Origin of the sequence: Pulveribacter sp. (assembly GCF_032079985.1) — a bacterium.
Lineage (GTDB): Bacteria > Pseudomonadota > Gammaproteobacteria > Burkholderiales > Burkholderiaceae_C > Melaminivora.
The window spans coordinates 124,463-139,120 of the sequence record NZ_DAMATK010000004.1 but is presented as its reverse complement, the minus strand read 5'-3'; the positions used below and the strand labels follow the sequence as shown (position 1 = coordinate 139,120).

Annotated in this window: 10 protein-coding genes; 8 read left to right on the top strand and 2 right to left on the bottom strand. The window is 69.5% G+C overall.

Going from position 1 to position 14,658, the window contains the following annotated elements:
* The first annotated feature begins 191 nt into the window (after positions 1-191).
* Both RT282_RS13175 and mdoH read left to right on the top strand, forming a co-directional pair.
* Positions 192-1,721, top strand: a complete 1,530-nt coding sequence (locus RT282_RS13175; RefSeq protein WP_313314851.1) for a glucan biosynthesis protein G — start codon at positions 192-194, stop codon at positions 1,719-1,721.
* Positions 1,694-3,670 carry a glucans biosynthesis glucosyltransferase MdoH gene (gene mdoH, locus RT282_RS13170; protein ID WP_313314850.1) on the top strand — a complete coding sequence of 659 codons (1,977 nt, stop codon included), beginning with the start codon at positions 1,694-1,696 and terminating at the stop codon, positions 3,668-3,670. The genes RT282_RS13175 and mdoH overlap by 28 nt, the downstream gene beginning before the upstream one ends.
* A gap of 96 nt (positions 3,671-3,766) precedes the next feature.
* Here the strand turns inward: mdoH and RT282_RS13165 are convergent, their stop codons facing one another.
* Positions 3,767-5,065: an amino acid deaminase gene (locus RT282_RS13165; protein ID WP_409519486.1), complete on the bottom strand. Its 1,299-nt coding sequence runs from the start codon at positions 5,063-5,065 to the stop codon at positions 3,767-3,769.
* Between the two features lie 231 nt (positions 5,066-5,296).
* Positions 5,297-6,679 (bottom strand): signal recognition particle protein, encoded by a 1,383-nt coding sequence (gene ffh / locus RT282_RS13160; protein ID WP_312756340.1) that lies wholly within the window; start codon positions 6,677-6,679, stop codon positions 5,297-5,299.
* 89 nt (positions 6,680-6,768) lie between these two features.
* On the opposite strand from ffh, the gene RT282_RS13155 reads away from it, so the two are divergent.
* The 6 genes from RT282_RS13155 to RT282_RS13130 all read left to right on the top strand — a co-directional run bounded on the left by RT282_RS13155 (position 6,769) and on the right by RT282_RS13130 (position 14,611).
* Positions 6,769-7,566, top strand: a complete 798-nt coding sequence (locus tag RT282_RS13155; protein ID WP_313314845.1) for a cytochrome c biogenesis protein CcsA — start codon at positions 6,769-6,771, stop codon at positions 7,564-7,566.
* On the top strand, positions 7,566-7,784 hold the full coding sequence (locus RT282_RS13150; protein WP_409519485.1) for a PP0621 family protein: 219 nt from the start codon (positions 7,566-7,568) through the stop codon (positions 7,782-7,784). The genes RT282_RS13155 and RT282_RS13150 overlap by 1 nt, the downstream gene beginning before the upstream one ends.
* Positions 7,785-7,789: 5 nt before the next feature.
* Positions 7,790-9,478: an ATP-binding protein gene (locus RT282_RS13145; protein WP_313314842.1), complete on the top strand. Its 1,689-nt coding sequence runs from the start codon at positions 7,790-7,792 to the stop codon at positions 9,476-9,478.
* 10 nt (positions 9,479-9,488) lie between these two features.
* Positions 9,489-10,925, top strand: a complete 1,437-nt coding sequence (locus RT282_RS13140) for a sigma-54 dependent transcriptional regulator (protein WP_313314839.1) — start codon at positions 9,489-9,491, stop codon at positions 10,923-10,925.
* Positions 10,909-11,502: a 1,6-anhydro-N-acetylmuramyl-L-alanine amidase AmpD gene (gene ampD, locus RT282_RS13135; protein ID WP_313314836.1), complete on the top strand. Its 594-nt coding sequence runs from the start codon at positions 10,909-10,911 to the stop codon at positions 11,500-11,502. Before RT282_RS13140 ends, ampD begins: the two co-directional genes overlap by 17 nt.
* Before the next feature lie 241 nt (positions 11,503-11,743).
* On the top strand, positions 11,744-14,611 hold the full coding sequence (locus RT282_RS13130; RefSeq protein WP_313314834.1) for a ribonucleoside-diphosphate reductase subunit alpha: 2,868 nt from the start codon (positions 11,744-11,746) through the stop codon (positions 14,609-14,611).
* Positions 14,612-14,658: the final 47 nt, after the last annotated feature.

Here is a 14,658-nt window from a genome sequence, read left to right as displayed (position 1 = left end):
TTCGCTGCAGTCCTACATTTTTCCGTCGCCCGCTGACGACGTGAGGGCCTATCAGAGGCGCATCTAAGGGTCTTGTGCATCCAGTTACCTGGCGTATCAGTGCCAAGTGACTATCAGGCCAGCGTTTTTTCTTTCTGGCACAGGGTTTGCCCTACCAGGGCATGACGCCCATTTCTCCTGTCCCTTGCCGCATGGCCCCACGCTGGCTGGCCGCTGCGGCAGTGCTGCTGGCCTGCGCCGCCGGACCTGCCGCGGCCTTCGACTTCGAGGACCTCACCCGGCTGGCCCGTGAGCGCGCCGCCCAGCCCTTCAAGGCTGCTGACGCAGCCTTGCCGACTGAGCTGGCGCGACTGGACTACGACGGCCTGCGCGACATCCGCTGGCGCCCCGAGCGCGCCCTGTGGCGCGACCAGGGCCTGCCCTACGAAGTCATGTTCTTCCACCGTGGCGCCCTGCAGCCCCAGCCCGTGCTGGTGAACGAGGTGGCGCCCGATGGTTCGGTACGCCACATCGGCTACGACCGCTCGGCCTTCGACTTCGGCGCCAACCGCCTGCAGCCCCAGCGCTGGGGCGACCTGGGTTTTGCCGGCCTGCGGCTGCACTACCCGCTGAATTCGTCTGGCTACAAGGACGAGCTGGCGGTCTTCCAGGGTGCCAGCTATTTCCGCGCACTGGGCCAGGGCCAGCAGTACGGCCTGTCAGCCCGGGGCCTGGCGATCGACACCGTTGGCGGGAAGGCGGAGGAATTTCCCCGCTTCACGGAGTTCTGGCTGGTGCGCCCGACGGCACAGGCCAAGCAGGTGACCCTGTTCGCGCTGCTGGAGTCCCCCCGTGCCACGGGTGCCTACCGCTTCGACATCCAGCCCGGTGCACAGACAGTGACGCGCGTGCGCAGCCGCCTGTTCATCCGCGGCGAAGGCGCTCCGATCGCGACGCTGGGCATCGCACCGCTGACCAGCATGTTCTTCTTCGGGGAAAACCAGCCGCACCCTGGCGACTTCCGCCCCGAAGTGCACGACTCCGACGGATTGATGGTGGCCGCTGCCAATGGCGAGTGGCTGTGGCGCCCGCTACAGAACCCACGCACGCTCAGCGTGACCTCCTTTGCGCTGCGCGACCCTCAGGGCTTCGGCCTGATGCAGCGCGACCGGCAGTGGTCGAGCTATGAGGACGTGGAGGCGCGCTATGAGCGCCGTCCCAGCGCCTGGGTGCGGCCTCTCAACGCCTGGGGCCCGGGCCGAGTGGAACTGGTGCAGCTGCCCACCCCGGACGAGACCCACGACAACGTCGTCGCCTACTGGGTGCCCGAGCAGCGCCCCCAACCCGGCCAGGCACTGGAGTTCGACTACGAAATCCTCTGGCAGGGGGACACCCAGCAGCGCCCCCCGGGCAGCTGGGTGACGCAGACACGCCGTGGCATGGGCTACACGCGCCAAAGCCCCGAGCAACTGCGCGGCCAGGTGCAGTACGTGCTGGACTTCACCGGCCCCGCCCTGCAGGCGCTGCCTGCCGGCGCGCAGCTGAAAGCCCGCGTCAGCAGCGATGCCAACGGCCGCGTGCTGGAGAGCCTGGCCTACCCCAACCCCGCCACCGGCGGCTGGCGCATGACCTTGCGCGTGCAGCGACTGGACGCGAGCCAGCCGGTCGAGCTGCGCGCCTTCCTTCAACACGACAACGACGCAGTGAGCGAAACATGGACGCACATTCTTCTTCCCGAGTAAGCCTGCATGAGACGCGCTCCTGGGCCGAGCGCGAGCAACGCCATCCGAACGCCTTCACGGCGCCGCCCCTGCACCGCGGCTCCATGGTGCCGGTGCCATGGCGGGGCTTCTGGAACAGCCTGGGCACGGCGGCGCTCATGCGCCTGACGGGCCGCGCCCCGGCGCGGGCACCGCAGCAGGCGCCCGTCTGGCAGCAGGCGGCCACGCGGCGGCGCCAGGTGTTCGTGCTGCTGTCGCTGGTCACCAGCGCCGTGGCCACGGCGCTGTTCGCCAGCGTGCAGCCGGCCTATGGCAGCGCCTGGCTGGAATACGGTCAGCTGGCCCTCTTCGCCCTGTTGTCGCTGTGGGTCACCACGGGCTTCTACACCGCCATGATGGGCGCCTGGGTGCTGCTGCGCGGGGATGCCCACGCCCTGTCGGCACGCAGCGTGGCGGGCCGGGAATTGTCGCCGCAGGCGCGCACGGCCATCGTCATGCCCATCTGCAACGAGGACGTGACCACCGTGTTCGCCGGGCTGCGCGCCACCTGTGAGTCGCTGGCGGCGACGGGCAATGCACGCAGCTTCGACGTGTTCGTGCTTTCGGACAGCTACGACCCTGAGATTGCCGCGGCTGAGCGCGCTGCCTGGGAGGAGCTGCGCACGGCCTTGGCCACGCAGGCGCAGCAGCCCCAGGTGGAGGTGTACTACCGCCTGCGCCAGCGCCGCACGCAGCGCAAGGCGGGCAATGTGGCCGACTTCTGCCGCCGCTGGGGTCGCGACTATGAATCCATGGTGGTGCTGGACGCCGACAGCGTGATGAGCGGCCACTGCCTGGTCACCCTGGCCAAGCTGATGCAGGCCCATCCCCGCGCCGGCATCATCCAAACGGCCACGCAAGGCATAGGCCACGTGACGCTGCATGCACGCGCGCAGCAGTTTGCCTCGCGCGTGACCGGCCGACTGTTCACCCTGGGCATGCAGTTCTGGCAGCTGGGCGAGTCGCACTACTGGGGTCACAACGCCATCATCCGCATCGAGCCCTTCATGCGCCACTGCGCCCTGGCACCCATCCAGGGCAAGGGGGGGCTGTCGGGCGGCATCCTGTCGCACGACTTTGTGGAAGCCGCGTTGATGCGCCGCGCCGGCTGGGAAGTCTGGCTGGTGCCTGACCTGGGCGGCAGCTACGAGCAGCAGCCACCAGACCTGCTGGCCGAACTGCAGCGTGACCGCCGCTGGTGCCAGGGCAACCTGCAGAACGCGCAACTCATCGCCGAGCCCGGCCTGCATTCGGTGCACCGCGCCATGCTGCTGACAGGCGCCATGGCCTACCTGTCAGCGCCGCTGTGGCTGGCCTTCATCACGCTGGGCACGGCGCTGTGGCTCTCGGGCGCTCCGCTGGCGGCTGGCTGGAGCGCCGTATCGGGGCAGCTGCTGGCCCTGTGGGCGCTGACGCTGTGCGTACTGTTTCTGCCCCGGGTGATGGGCGTGCTGGCCATTTTGCTCAAGGGCGAGCAACGCCAGTTCGGCGGCGCCGGCAACCTCCTCGCAGGGGCGCTGCTGGAGAGCACGCTGGCCATTCTGCAGGCGCCCATCCGCATGCTGGCGCATTCGCTGTTCGTGCTGGCGGCGCTGACCGGCCTGTCGCTGGACTGGAAGTCGCCTCCGCGCGAGGCCGCCGCCGTGCCGTGGAAGGACGCCGCCCGCAGGCTGGCACCCATGAGCCTGGTGGTGCTGGCCCTGGCCCTGGCCGTGGCGGCCCTGGACGGCAGCGCACTGGTGTGGCTGCTACCCATCGGCCTGCCCCTGGTGCTGGCCGTGCCGCTCACGGTGCTGACCAGCCAGACTGCGCTGGGCCGCAGCGTGCGCGAGCACCGCTGGCTGCTGATCCCCGAGGAAGCCTGGTCGCCGCAGGTGCTGCGCCGCGCCTGGCTGCACGCCGGCCGCCCGGCGCGGCACGGCGCTGCCTAAGCAGACGATGCGGTGCGTCTGGGCCGGGCAGCCGGCCCCTCAAACATCAACGGGGTTTCCGGCCTGCGAGCCAGGTCGGCCAGCGCCCGACCGGGGTCAAAAGCAGGTATGGATGGCTCCGGTGACACGGCCATCGTCCTCCACCACCGGCATCCAGCGCCACTTGTCGAAAGTGGTGCAGGGGTGCGAGACGCCCAGCTCCACCCGGTCGCCCACCCGCGGCTGCTGCGCCGAAGGCGCCTCCCTGTTGAAACACAGATAAGCGTGCTGGTCGTTGAGGGCGCTGACGCTCCAGTGACCGGGCACCGCCTCCGCCGCGAGCGCACTGCGCCGCGCCAGCCTGACGGGAATGGGCATCTCCAGATCGTAGGAAATGTCACGCCGTCCGCAGGTCAGCAGCGCCAGTCCGGGCTCGGGCACCGACTGCACCATGGACCAGACGGTCAACGCCGGACGCAGAGCCTCCTGCAGGCCCTCACGCTGCTGCACCAGTGCGAGGAAGCGCCGGTAGTTGCCATGGTCGTGCGTGATGTAGCAGCCCGAGCGCAATACGCCCCGCACGGGGCGCGACAGCCCCTGGGTTTGCAGCAGGGGCACGACCAGGTCGAAGACGGCCGAGCCACCGGCCGTCAGCAGGATGACGTCCGCGTCGGCGCTCCACAGCCCTTCGGCATCGCAAGCGCGCGCCGCCTCCACCACGCGTCGCACCAGGCCGGTCACCTCACGCACGTCGTGCTCGCTGTCGCAGCGCGCCACGCCGCCTTCGTAGCACTCGATGCCTGCCAGGCGCACCACCGGTGAGGCAGCCAGTGCCCGCGCCAGCTGCAGCGCCTGCTCCAGGCTGCGGCAGCCCGTGCGCTGGCCGGGGATGCCCATCTCCAGCAGCACGTCGAACACCCGGGCGCTGGCGCGCCGCGCGGCCCAGTCCTCGATAAGGGCCAGCTGCGCCAGAGAGTCCACCAGGAACCACAGGCGCAAGTCCGCCTGACGGGCCAGTAGCGCATCCAGCGCGTCCAAGTCGGCGTCGCACACGACCTGATTGGCAATGATGATGCGCCGTGCGCCGGCTGACACCCCTATGCCCACCTGGAAGGCCGTGGCCAGGGTCAGGCCCCAGGCGCCGGCCTGCAGCTGCAGCGCGAACAGTTCGGGGGACATGGTGGACTTGCCGTGCGGCGCCAGCAGGATGCCCTTGCGCCGGGCGAAGTCCTGCATCCAGGCCAGGTTGTGCCGCAGAGCCGAGCGGCGCAGCACCGCCAGCGGTAGCGGCAGATCGTCCGCCAGCACGTTCCAGCCACGCTGGGCAATGGCACTGGCAGGGCCTGGCGCAGCCGCCGCCGGAAAGCCCTTGAAGGACGGGTCGAGAAAAAAATCAGCAACAGCCACGGTCATCATGCCTTTCCATCGTCGCGCCAGCGGGTGCGAGCCACACTGTCCGAAGGGAGATTCGCTGGGCTGGGCAGGTCGCCCGGCTGAAGGCAGCACCGATGATCGACAGCGGAGTGGAGATCGACGTGACGGCCTGCACGTCACGCGGCCGCGCACCGCGCAGGCACCAGTCGCTATCTTTTATATAGCTGCCAGCGCTTTATCCATAAGCGCTGGAGGCCAAAAAGACCATAAATCTCAGAAGGGCATGCCGGGCAGACCCTTCATGCCTTTCATGCCCTTCATGCCGCCCATCTTCTTCATGAGCTTCATGAGGCCGCCGCCCTTCATCTTCTTCATCATCCCCTGCATCTGCTCAAACTCGTTGAGCAGGCGGTTCACTTCCTGCACCTGAACCCCGGCGCCGGCGGCGATGCGCTTCTTGCGCGTGGCCTTGATGAGTTCGGGCTTGCGGCGCTCCTGCGCCGTCATGCTGCAGATGATGCCTTCCTTCCTGCGGATGTCGCGCTCGGCGCGGTCCATGTCCACCTGGCCGGCCTTGGCCGCCAGTTCGCTGGGCAGCTTGTCCATGAAGCTGGACAGCCCGCCCATCTGCTTCATCTGCTGCAGCTGCGACAAAAAGTCGTTCAGGTCGAAGCCGTCACCGCTCTTGACCTTGGCGGCCAGCTTTTGCGCCGCCTCCATGTCCACCCCGGCGCTGACCTGCTCGACCAGCGCCACGATGTCACCCATGCCCAGGATGCGCCCGGCATGGCGCTCGGCGTCGAACACCTCCAGCCCGTCGATCTTCTCGGACACACCGGCGAACTTGATGGGGGCACCCGTCACCTGGCGCACCGACAGCGCCGCACCGCCGCGCGAGTCGCCGTCCAGCTTGGTCAGCACGATGCCCGTGAGCGGCAGTGCCTCCTTGAAGGCGCGCGCGGTGTTCACCGCGTCCTGGCCCTGCATGGCATCGACGACGAACAGCGTCTCCACGGGCTTGAGGACGGCGTGCAAATCCTGGATCTCCTGCATCAGCACTTCGTCGATGGCCAGGCGCCCGGCCGTGTCCACCAGCAGCACGTCGAAATAGTGCTTCTTTGCATAGTCAAGCGCGGCGGCGGCGATGTCGCGGGGCTTCTGGTCGGGGCTGCTGGGGAACCACTCGGCGCCGGCCTGCCTGGTCACGGTCTTGAGCTGCTCGATGGCCGCCGGGCGGTACACGTCACCCGAGACGGTGAGCACCTTCTTCTTGCGCTTTTCCTGCAGGTGCTTGGCCAGTTTTGCCGTGGTGGTGGTCTTGCCCGCGCCCTGCAGGCCGGCCATCAGGATGACGGCGGGCGGCTGGGCGGCCAAGTTGATGTCGGCCACGCCCTCGCCCATGGTGGCGGCCAGTTCCTTGTTGACGATGCCCACCAGCGCCTGGCCGGGTTTCAGGCTGCCCAGCACCTCCTGACCCAGGGCCTTGTCCTTGACGCGAGCGATGAAGTCGCGCACCACGGGCAGGGCCACGTCGGCCTCCAGCAGGGCCATGCGCACCTCGCGCAGCATGTCCTGCACGTTGGATTCGGTGATGCGGGCCTGGCCGCGCATCTCCTTGACGAGACGGGTGAGTTTGTCGGTAAGCGCGGAGGCCATGGCTGCTTGCTCCAGAGGCGCCGGCAGCGCTGCGACAGCGGCCGGCCGGGCGGGCGCCGCCCGGTGGCGGACGGCTAAACTGCGAACCCATGATTTTACCCAGCGCATCCCTGGCCAGTTGGCTGCTGGCAGGCGCCGCGGCTCTGGCCTATGGTGCGGCGGCGGCCGCTGCCGCACGCACCGGCGGCACGCGCAGCCCCTGGGCCATGGCACCGGCTTGGTTGCTGCACGCAGCCGCCCTGGCTTGGAGCCTGCTGGGCAACGTGCCGCACTTCGGCTTTGCGCCAGCGCTGTCCATGACGGCGTGGCTGGTGCTCACCGCCTATGCCGTGGAGCACCAGCTGTTCCCGCAGATGCGCGCCCGCGCCATGCTCAGTGCCCTGGGGGCCGCGGCCGTCGTGCTGGCAGCAATATTTCCTGGCCGGGCACTGCACGTGTCGGCTTCGCCCTGGCTGGCACTGCACCTGACGCTGGGCATTGCCTGCTACGGCCTGTTCGCGGCGGCCGTGATCCACGCCTGGCTCATGGGCCGGGCCGAGCGGCAAATGCGCCAGGCGGCCGAGCTGTCCAGCAGCCTGCCGCTGCTGACGCTGGAGCGCCTCACCTTCCGCTTCGTGGCCGCCGGCTTCGTTTTGCTGTCGGCCACCCTGGCCGCCGGCTGGCTGTTCAGCGAGGTGCTGTACGGCCGCGCCTGGCGCTGGGACCACAAGGCCGTGTTCTCGGTACTGGCCTGGATCACCTTCGCCGTGCTGCTGCTGGGCCGCGCCCGCTTCGGCTGGCGTGGGCGCAAGGCAGTACGCGTGCTCTACGCCGGCGCGGCGCTGCTGCTGCTGGCCTACGCCGGCTCGCGCTTCGTCATGGAAGTGGTGCTGGAGCGGGTGACCTGATGCTGAAATACCTGGTACTGCTGGCCGTGGTGGCCGTGGTCTACGGCCTGTGGCGCAGCGGCCAGCGCCGGGCGGCCCCGCCTCCACCGCCTGCCAGCAAGCCTCTGCCCGAACCCATGGTGCGTTGCGCGCGCTGCGGCGTGCACCTGCCGCGTTCGCAGGCCCTGCAGCAGGACGGGCGCTGCTACTGCAGCCCCGCGCACCAGCGCGAGGGCTGAGGCGCGTGCGCTCGCCGCCCACGCTTGCGCAGGGCAACCTGCCCTTCGCGCGGCTGTGGCACGCCTTCCTGACCGCGCGCGTCATGGTGGCGCTGGCCCTGGTGCTGCTGGTGCTGACGGGCTCGGCCGTGAACCAGCTGGCCAGCCCGCTGCTGCTTCTGGCCAGCGGCCTGTATTTCATCGCCACGCTGTCGCTGCGCGCCTTCGGCCGGCGTACGCCGCCGCCGCCCCAACCGGGGCTGCACTGGCTCTCCACCATTGGCGTGGATCTGGTGCTTATCGCCGTGCTGCAGGCGCTGCAAAGCGGCAGCTCGGTGAACTTCACGCCGCTGTTCGGGCTGCCGCTGCTGCTGGCCTCGGTGCTGGGCACGCTCACCCTGGCGCTGGGCACGGCCGCCTGCGCCACGCTGTTGCTGCTGGGCTGGGCCGTAGGGGCTGGCGGCACCGACAACGCCCCCATGTACCTGCAGGCGGCCCTGACCGGCACCGGCTACTTCGTCGTCGCCTACCTGACCCACCTGTTGGCCGCACGGCTGATCAGCGAACAGGAGACGGCCCAGCGCAGCCAGATGGACGCCCGCACGCAGCGCGCCGTGAGCGCCCTGGTCATGCAGCACGTGGCCGACGGCGTGCTGGTACTGGACACCGAGGGTCAGGTGCGACTGGCCAACCCGGCCGCTCTGCTGCTGCTGGGCCCGCACGCCGAAGGCGGCGTGCCCTTCGCGCTGGGGCACCACGGCGCCTGGGCGCCACTGCTGGCGCTGGCGCGCGAAACCTTCGCACTGCAGGTGCCGCAGACGGTGGACGTGAACATACTGCACGGCGGCGTGGCCCCCATGGCCCTGCGCGTGCGCAGCTGGCCCACCCACACGCGCGCCGCCGCCCTCAGCGCCGACGAGGAGCCGCTGTGCGTGATGTTCCTGCACGACCTGCGCGAGATGGAGGCGCGCCTGCGCACCGAGAAGCTGGCCGCCATGGGCCGCATGTCTGCCGCCGTGGCCCACGAGATCCGCAACCCGCTGGCCGCCATCTCCCAGGCCAACGAGCTGCTGGCCGAAGACCTGTCCGACCCGGCCCACCAGCGGCTGACCAGCATGGTGCGGCAAAACGCCGAGCGCCTGGTGCGCATCACCGAAGAGGTGCTGGACATCGCCCGCGTGCAGCACCGGCCGCAGCACGCCGAACCGGCCATGGTGGCGCTGGACGAGGCGGTGCGCCAGATCTGGGTCGACTGGCAGGCCCATGATCCGGCCAGGCGGCAGGGGCAGCTCAAGCTGGAGGCGGGTAGCGTCCAGGTGGAATTCGACCCGGAGCACCTGCGCCGCGTGCTGGTGAACCTGCTGGACAACGCCCTGCGCTACATGAGCCCGCATGCCAACTCGCTGTGCGTGTCCACGCGCACCACGCCCAGCGGTCGGGCCGGGCTGCAGATCTGGAGCGACGGCGCGCCGCTGGACCAGAGCGTGGAGCGCCACCTGTTTGAACCCTTCTTTTCGTCCGAGAGTCGCTCCAGCGGCCTGGGCCTGTACATCTGCCGCGAGCTGTGCCAGCGCCACGGCGCCGCCATCAGCTACCAGCGGACCAGCCGCAGCCTGTCGCGTGGCGAAGTGCCGGGCAACGCTTTTACGGTCCTGTTCCGTGGCAGCAACCTCTCGGCCAGCACGCCGTCGCTGTTTGACACAATCGGGCACTGAAGCAACGCCCATGAACACACCTGCCGCCGCCTCCATCCTTGTCGTCGACGACGAACCCGACCTGCGCACGCTGTACGAACTGACGCTGCTGCGCGAGGGCTACCGGGTGGAGGCCGCCGCCAGCGTGGCCGAGGCGCGCGAGCAGTTGTCGGCGCAAAAGTTCGACGTGGTCATCAGCGACATGCGCCTGCCCGACGGCGTCGGCATGGACCTGCTGCACCATCTGCGCGAGCAGCAGCGGCGCGAGCGCTGCGTGGTCATGACCGCCTACGGCTCGGCCGAGAACGCCGTGGAGGCGCTGCGCGCCGGCGCCTTCGACTACCTGACCAAGCCGGTGGACCTGAAGCAGTTCCGCGCCGTGGTGGCCTCCGCCATCCAGGGCATGGGCGGCGTGCCGGCGCCCCAGCGCGGCGTGCGCGCCAAGGTCCCGGCGCAAGCTCAGGATGCATTGGAGCGCCTGATCGGCGAATCCAGCGCCATGCGCGCCGTCAAGCAGCGCATCGCCAAGGTGGCGCGCAGCATGGCGCCGGTGCTGGTGCGCGGCGAGTCGGGCACGGGCAAGGAGCTGGTGGCACGCGCCCTGCATGCCAGCAGCCAGCGCGCTGGCGGGCCGCTGGTGGCCGTCAACTGCGGCGCCATCCCCGAGAACCTTCTCGAGGCGGAGTTCTTCGGCGCCCGCAAGGGCTCCTATACTGGCGCTAGCCAGGATCGCGAGGGCTTCTTCCAGGCGGCGCGCGGGGGCACGCTGTTCCTCGACGAGATCGGCGACCTGCCGCTGCCCATGCAGTCCAAGCTGCTGCGCGCCATCCAGGAGCGCAGCGTGCGCCCGCTGGGCTCCACGCAGGAGGAGGCGGTGGACGTGCGCATCGTCAGCGCCACGCACCGCGACCTGGCCGCCGACGTGCAGGCCGGGCGCTTTCGCCAGGATTTGTACTATCGCCTGAACGTCATCGAGGTGGTGGTGCCGCCGCTGCGCGAACGCCGCGAGGATCTGCCGGCCCTGTGCGCGGCGCTGCTGGCGCGCATCCAGGAGGAAGGCGGCATTGCCGTGCCGCCCCTGACGGACGCCGCCCTGCAGCAGCTGGCGCGCCATCCGCTGACCGGCAACGTGCGCGAGCTGGAGAACCTGCTGCACCGCGCCGTGGCCCTGAGCGACGGGCGCGAGCTGCACATCGAGGACCCCGAGCCGGGCGCCGCTGCCGCGCCCACAGGCACCCTTGCCGTCTCCCCTGCGGGCCCCGCCCCGGCCGACATGCCGGGCGACCTGCAGGCCTGGCTGGACCAGCAAGAGCGCGAAATCCTAGTGCGCGCGTTGCACGAATCAGGCTTCAACCGCACGGCGGCCGCGGCGCGCCTGGGCATCAGCCTGCGGCAGATCCGCTACCGCATCGCGCGGCTGGACATCGCCGTGCCGCAGGGCGGCGACGAGCATGGCGACGCGCAGTAGCGGCCCGTGGCGCGGCGGCTGGCTGGCCGGCGCGCGCCGCCTGCCCTCGCCCAACGAGGGCGAGCGGCCCGCCGGTGCCCAGGTGGACCTGATCGTCGTGCACTCCATCAGCCTGCCGCCGGGCAGCTACGGCGGCGGGCAGGTGCAGCGGCTGTTCACCAACCGGCTGGACTGGGACGCCCACCCCTACTTCATGCAGATCGCCGGGCTGCAGGTGTCCAGCCACTTCTTCATCGAGCGCACGGGCGTGGTCTGGCAGTTCGTGGACGCCGAACGGCGCGCCTGGCACGCGGGACGCTCGCACTACCGCGGGCGCGACAACTGCAACGATGACTCGGTAGGCATCGAGCTGGAAGGGCTGGAGGGCTTGCGCTTCGAGCCGGCCCAGTACGCCGCCCTGCTGCGGCTGTGCCGGGCCCTGATGCAGCGCTTTCCGATCCGCTTCATCGCCGGCCATGAACACATCGCCCCGCAGCGCAAGGACGACCCGGGCAGCGGCTTCGAATGGCACCGCATGTGGCGCGCCCTGGCCGGCAGCGGCGTGCTGCTGCCGCCCGGCACGGCCGCGCGCCCCTGACGGCCGGCCAACTCCCCGCCCGGGCGCTGTCAACCGGGCACGCCCCAGTGTCAGAAAACTTCGCCAATCGGGGTTTGACGCTTGCACCGCCAGAACACTACCTATAGTGTTCTACACTAGCAGACCACGCTAAATCTAGTGCCCGACGTACAGGTCGCGGCACCCGGCCTGCAGCCTGGCCGGCGCGCTGCCGCGCCCGCCTTGCGCCGCCCGTCCGACGCCCTCCCCGGAAAGGAAAACCATGCAAGTTGTCTCTCCCTCGGCCCTGGCCGACACTCCGCGCGCCCCCCAGGCGTCCCCCGCCACGGTCCAGCCTGCGGGCATGGGCAGCGCGCTCGAGCACTACCAGATCATCCGGCGCAACGGCGCCGTCGTGCCCTTCGAGCCGCAGAAGATCGCCGTCGCCATGATGAAGGCCTTCCTGGCCGTGCATGGCGCGCAGGGCGCGGCCTCGGCCAGTGTGCGGGAGATCGTGGACGAGCTGACGCAGACGGTCATGCGCGCCCTCATGCGCTCGCGCCCGGCGGGCGGCACCTTCCACATCGAGGACGTGCAGGACCAGGTGGAGCTGGGCCTGATGCGCGGCGGCCACCACGAGGTGGCGCGCGCCTATGTGCTGTACCGCGAGCGCCGCGCGCAGGAGCGCGCGCACCAGCGCGAGCAGCTCATGCCGCAGATGCCGGCCCTGTTCGTGCAGGACGGCGGCCAGCGTGTCGAGCTGGACGTGCTGCGCCTGCAGGCGCTGATCGAATCTGCCTGCGCCGGCCTGGGCGAGGACGTGCAGGCAGCGCCCATCGCCGCCGAGACGCTGCGCAACCTGTACGACGGCGTGCCCATGGGCGAGGTGTACAAGGCCTCCATCCTGGCCGCGCGTACGCTGATCGAGAAAGACCCTGGCTACACCTACGCTACCGCGCGCCTGCTGCTGCACACCATCGTGCGCGAGGTGCTGGGCCGCGACGTGGCGCCTGCAGAAATGGCCGCCGCCTACGTGCAGCACTTCCCGCAGTTCGTGCAGCGCGGCGTGGATCACGAGCTGCTCGACCCCGCCCTGCTGCAGTTCGACCTGCCTCGCCTGGCTGCAGCCCTGAAGGCAGAGCGCGACCAGCAGTTCGACTACCTTGGCCTGCAGACGCTGTACGACCGCTATTTCCTGCACGTGGACAAGGCGCGCATCGAGCTGCCCCAGTCGTTCTTCATGCGCGTGGCCATGGGCCTGGCCTTGAAGGAGGACGACCGCAATGCCCGCGCCATCGAGTTCTACGAGCTGCTGTCGTCGTTCGACTTCATGAGCAGCACGCCCACGCTGTTCAACAGCGGCACGCTGCGCTCGCAGCTGTCCTCGTGCTACCTGACCACGGTGCCCGACGAGCTGGGTGGCATCTACGAGTCCATCAAGGAAAACGCCCTGCTGTCCAAGTTCGCCGGTGGCCTGGGCAACGACTGGACGCGCGTGCGCGCCCTGGGCGCGCGCATCAAGGGCACCAACGGCGAGTCGCAGGGCGTGGTGCCCTTCCTCAAGGTAGTCAACGACACGGCCGTAGCCGTGAACCAGGGCGGCAAGAGGAAGGGCGCCGTCTGCGCCTACCTGGAAACCTGGCACCTGGACGTGGAGGAGTTCCTGGAGCTGCGCAAGAACACCGGCGACGACCGCCGGCGCACGCACGACATGAACACCGCCAACTGGATCCCCGACCTGTTCATGAAGCGCGTCATGGACAAGGGTCAGTGGACGCTGTTCTCGCCGTCCGACGTGCCCGAGCTGCACGACCTGTACGGCCAGGCCTTCGAGCGCGCCTACACCGCCTACGAGGCCCAGGCCGACAGCGGCCAGCTCAAGCTGTTCAAGCGCGTGCCGGCCGTGGATCTGTGGCGCAAGATGCTCTCGATGCTGTTCGAGACGGGCCACCCCTGGATCACCTTCAAGGACCCGTGCAACATCCGCTCGCCCCAGCAGCACGTGGGCGTGGTGCATTCCAGCAACCTGTGCACCGAGATCACGCTGAACACCAGCGACACCGAGACGGCCGTGTGCAACCTGGGTTCGGTCAACCTGTCGCGCCACCTCAAGGACGGCCGCATCGACCACGACAAGCTGCGCAGCACCATCGCCACGGCCATGCGCATGCTGGACAACGTCATCGACATCAACTACTACGCCGTGGACAAGGCGCGCCAGTCCAACCTGCGCCACCGCCCGGTGGGCCTGGGGCTGATGGGCTTCCAGGATGCGCTGTACGAGCTGCGCGTGCCGTATGCGAGCGACGCGGCCGTGCAGTTCGCCGACGAGTCCATGGAGGCCATCTGCTACTACGCCTACCTGGCCTCCACCGAGCTGTCGCGCGAGCGCGGCACGTATGAGAGCTACGACGGCTCGCTGTGGTCGCGCGGCATCCTGCCGCTGGACTCGCTGGAGCTGCTGGCGCGCGAGCGCGGCGGCCACGTGGAAGTGGACCGCAGCACGCGCCTGGACTGGGAGGCCCTGCGCAGCCAGATAGCGCAGCACGGCATGCGCAACTCCAACTGCGTGGCCATCGCGCCCACGGCCACCATCTCCAACATCGTGGGCGTGGACGCGTCCATCGAGCCCTCGTTCGGCAACCTGTCCGTCAAGTCCAACCTCTCGGGCGAGTTCACCGTCATCAACCAGTACCTGGTGCGCGACCTGAAACGCCTGAAGCTGTGGGACGACGTGATGGTCATGGACCTCAAGCACTTCAAGGGCTCGCTCGCTCCCATCGACCGCGTGCCGCAAGACATCAAGCGGCTGTACGCCACGGCCTTCGAGGTCGAGCCCGCATGGCTGGTGGAGGCTGCCGCACGGCGCCAGAAGTGGATCGACCAGGCGCAGAGTCTGAACATCTACATGGCCGGCGCCTCGGGCAAAAAGCTCGACGAGACCTACAAGCTGGCCTGGCTGCGCGGCCTGAAGACCACCTACTACCTGCGCACGCAAAGCGCTACGCACGTCGAGATGAGCACGGTGAACAAGCGCCAGCTCAACGCCGTGCCCACCGATGCGCACGAGGGCGCGGCGGCCATGGCCGAGCCTGCCACCGACGTGAAGTTCTGCGCCATCGACGACCCCGGCTGCGAAGCCTGCCAGTAACGGCGCGACGGCCCGCGCACAAACCGCCGCATCGAAGCCACACGCAG

Bases quoted from the DNA above. Each gene is read 5' to 3' on its own strand.
- RT282_RS13155 (WP_313314845.1), top strand. From the start codon at position 6,769: ATGATTTTACCCAGCGCATCCCTGGCCAGTTGGCTGCTGGCAGGCGCC.
- ffh (WP_312756340.1), bottom strand. From the start codon at position 6,679: ATGGCCTCCGCGCTTACCGACAAACTCACCCGTCTCGTCAAGGAGATG.
- RT282_RS13165 (WP_409519486.1), bottom strand. From the start codon at position 5,065: ATGATGACCGTGGCTGTTGCTGATTTTTTTCTCGACCCGTCCTTCAAG.
- ampD (WP_313314836.1), top strand. From the start codon at position 10,909: ATGGCGACGCGCAGTAGCGGCCCGTGGCGCGGCGGCTGGCTGGCCGGC.
- RT282_RS13175 (WP_313314851.1), top strand. From the start codon at position 192: ATGGCCCCACGCTGGCTGGCCGCTGCGGCAGTGCTGCTGGCCTGCGCC.
- RT282_RS13140 (WP_313314839.1), top strand. From the start codon at position 9,489: ATGAACACACCTGCCGCCGCCTCCATCCTTGTCGTCGACGACGAACCC.
- mdoH (WP_313314850.1), top strand. From the start codon at position 1,694: ATGGACGCACATTCTTCTTCCCGAGTAAGCCTGCATGAGACGCGCTCC.
- RT282_RS13150 (WP_409519485.1), top strand. From the start codon at position 7,566: ATGCTGAAATACCTGGTACTGCTGGCCGTGGTGGCCGTGGTCTACGGC.
- RT282_RS13130 (WP_313314834.1), top strand. From the start codon at position 11,744: ATGCAAGTTGTCTCTCCCTCGGCCCTGGCCGACACTCCGCGCGCCCCC.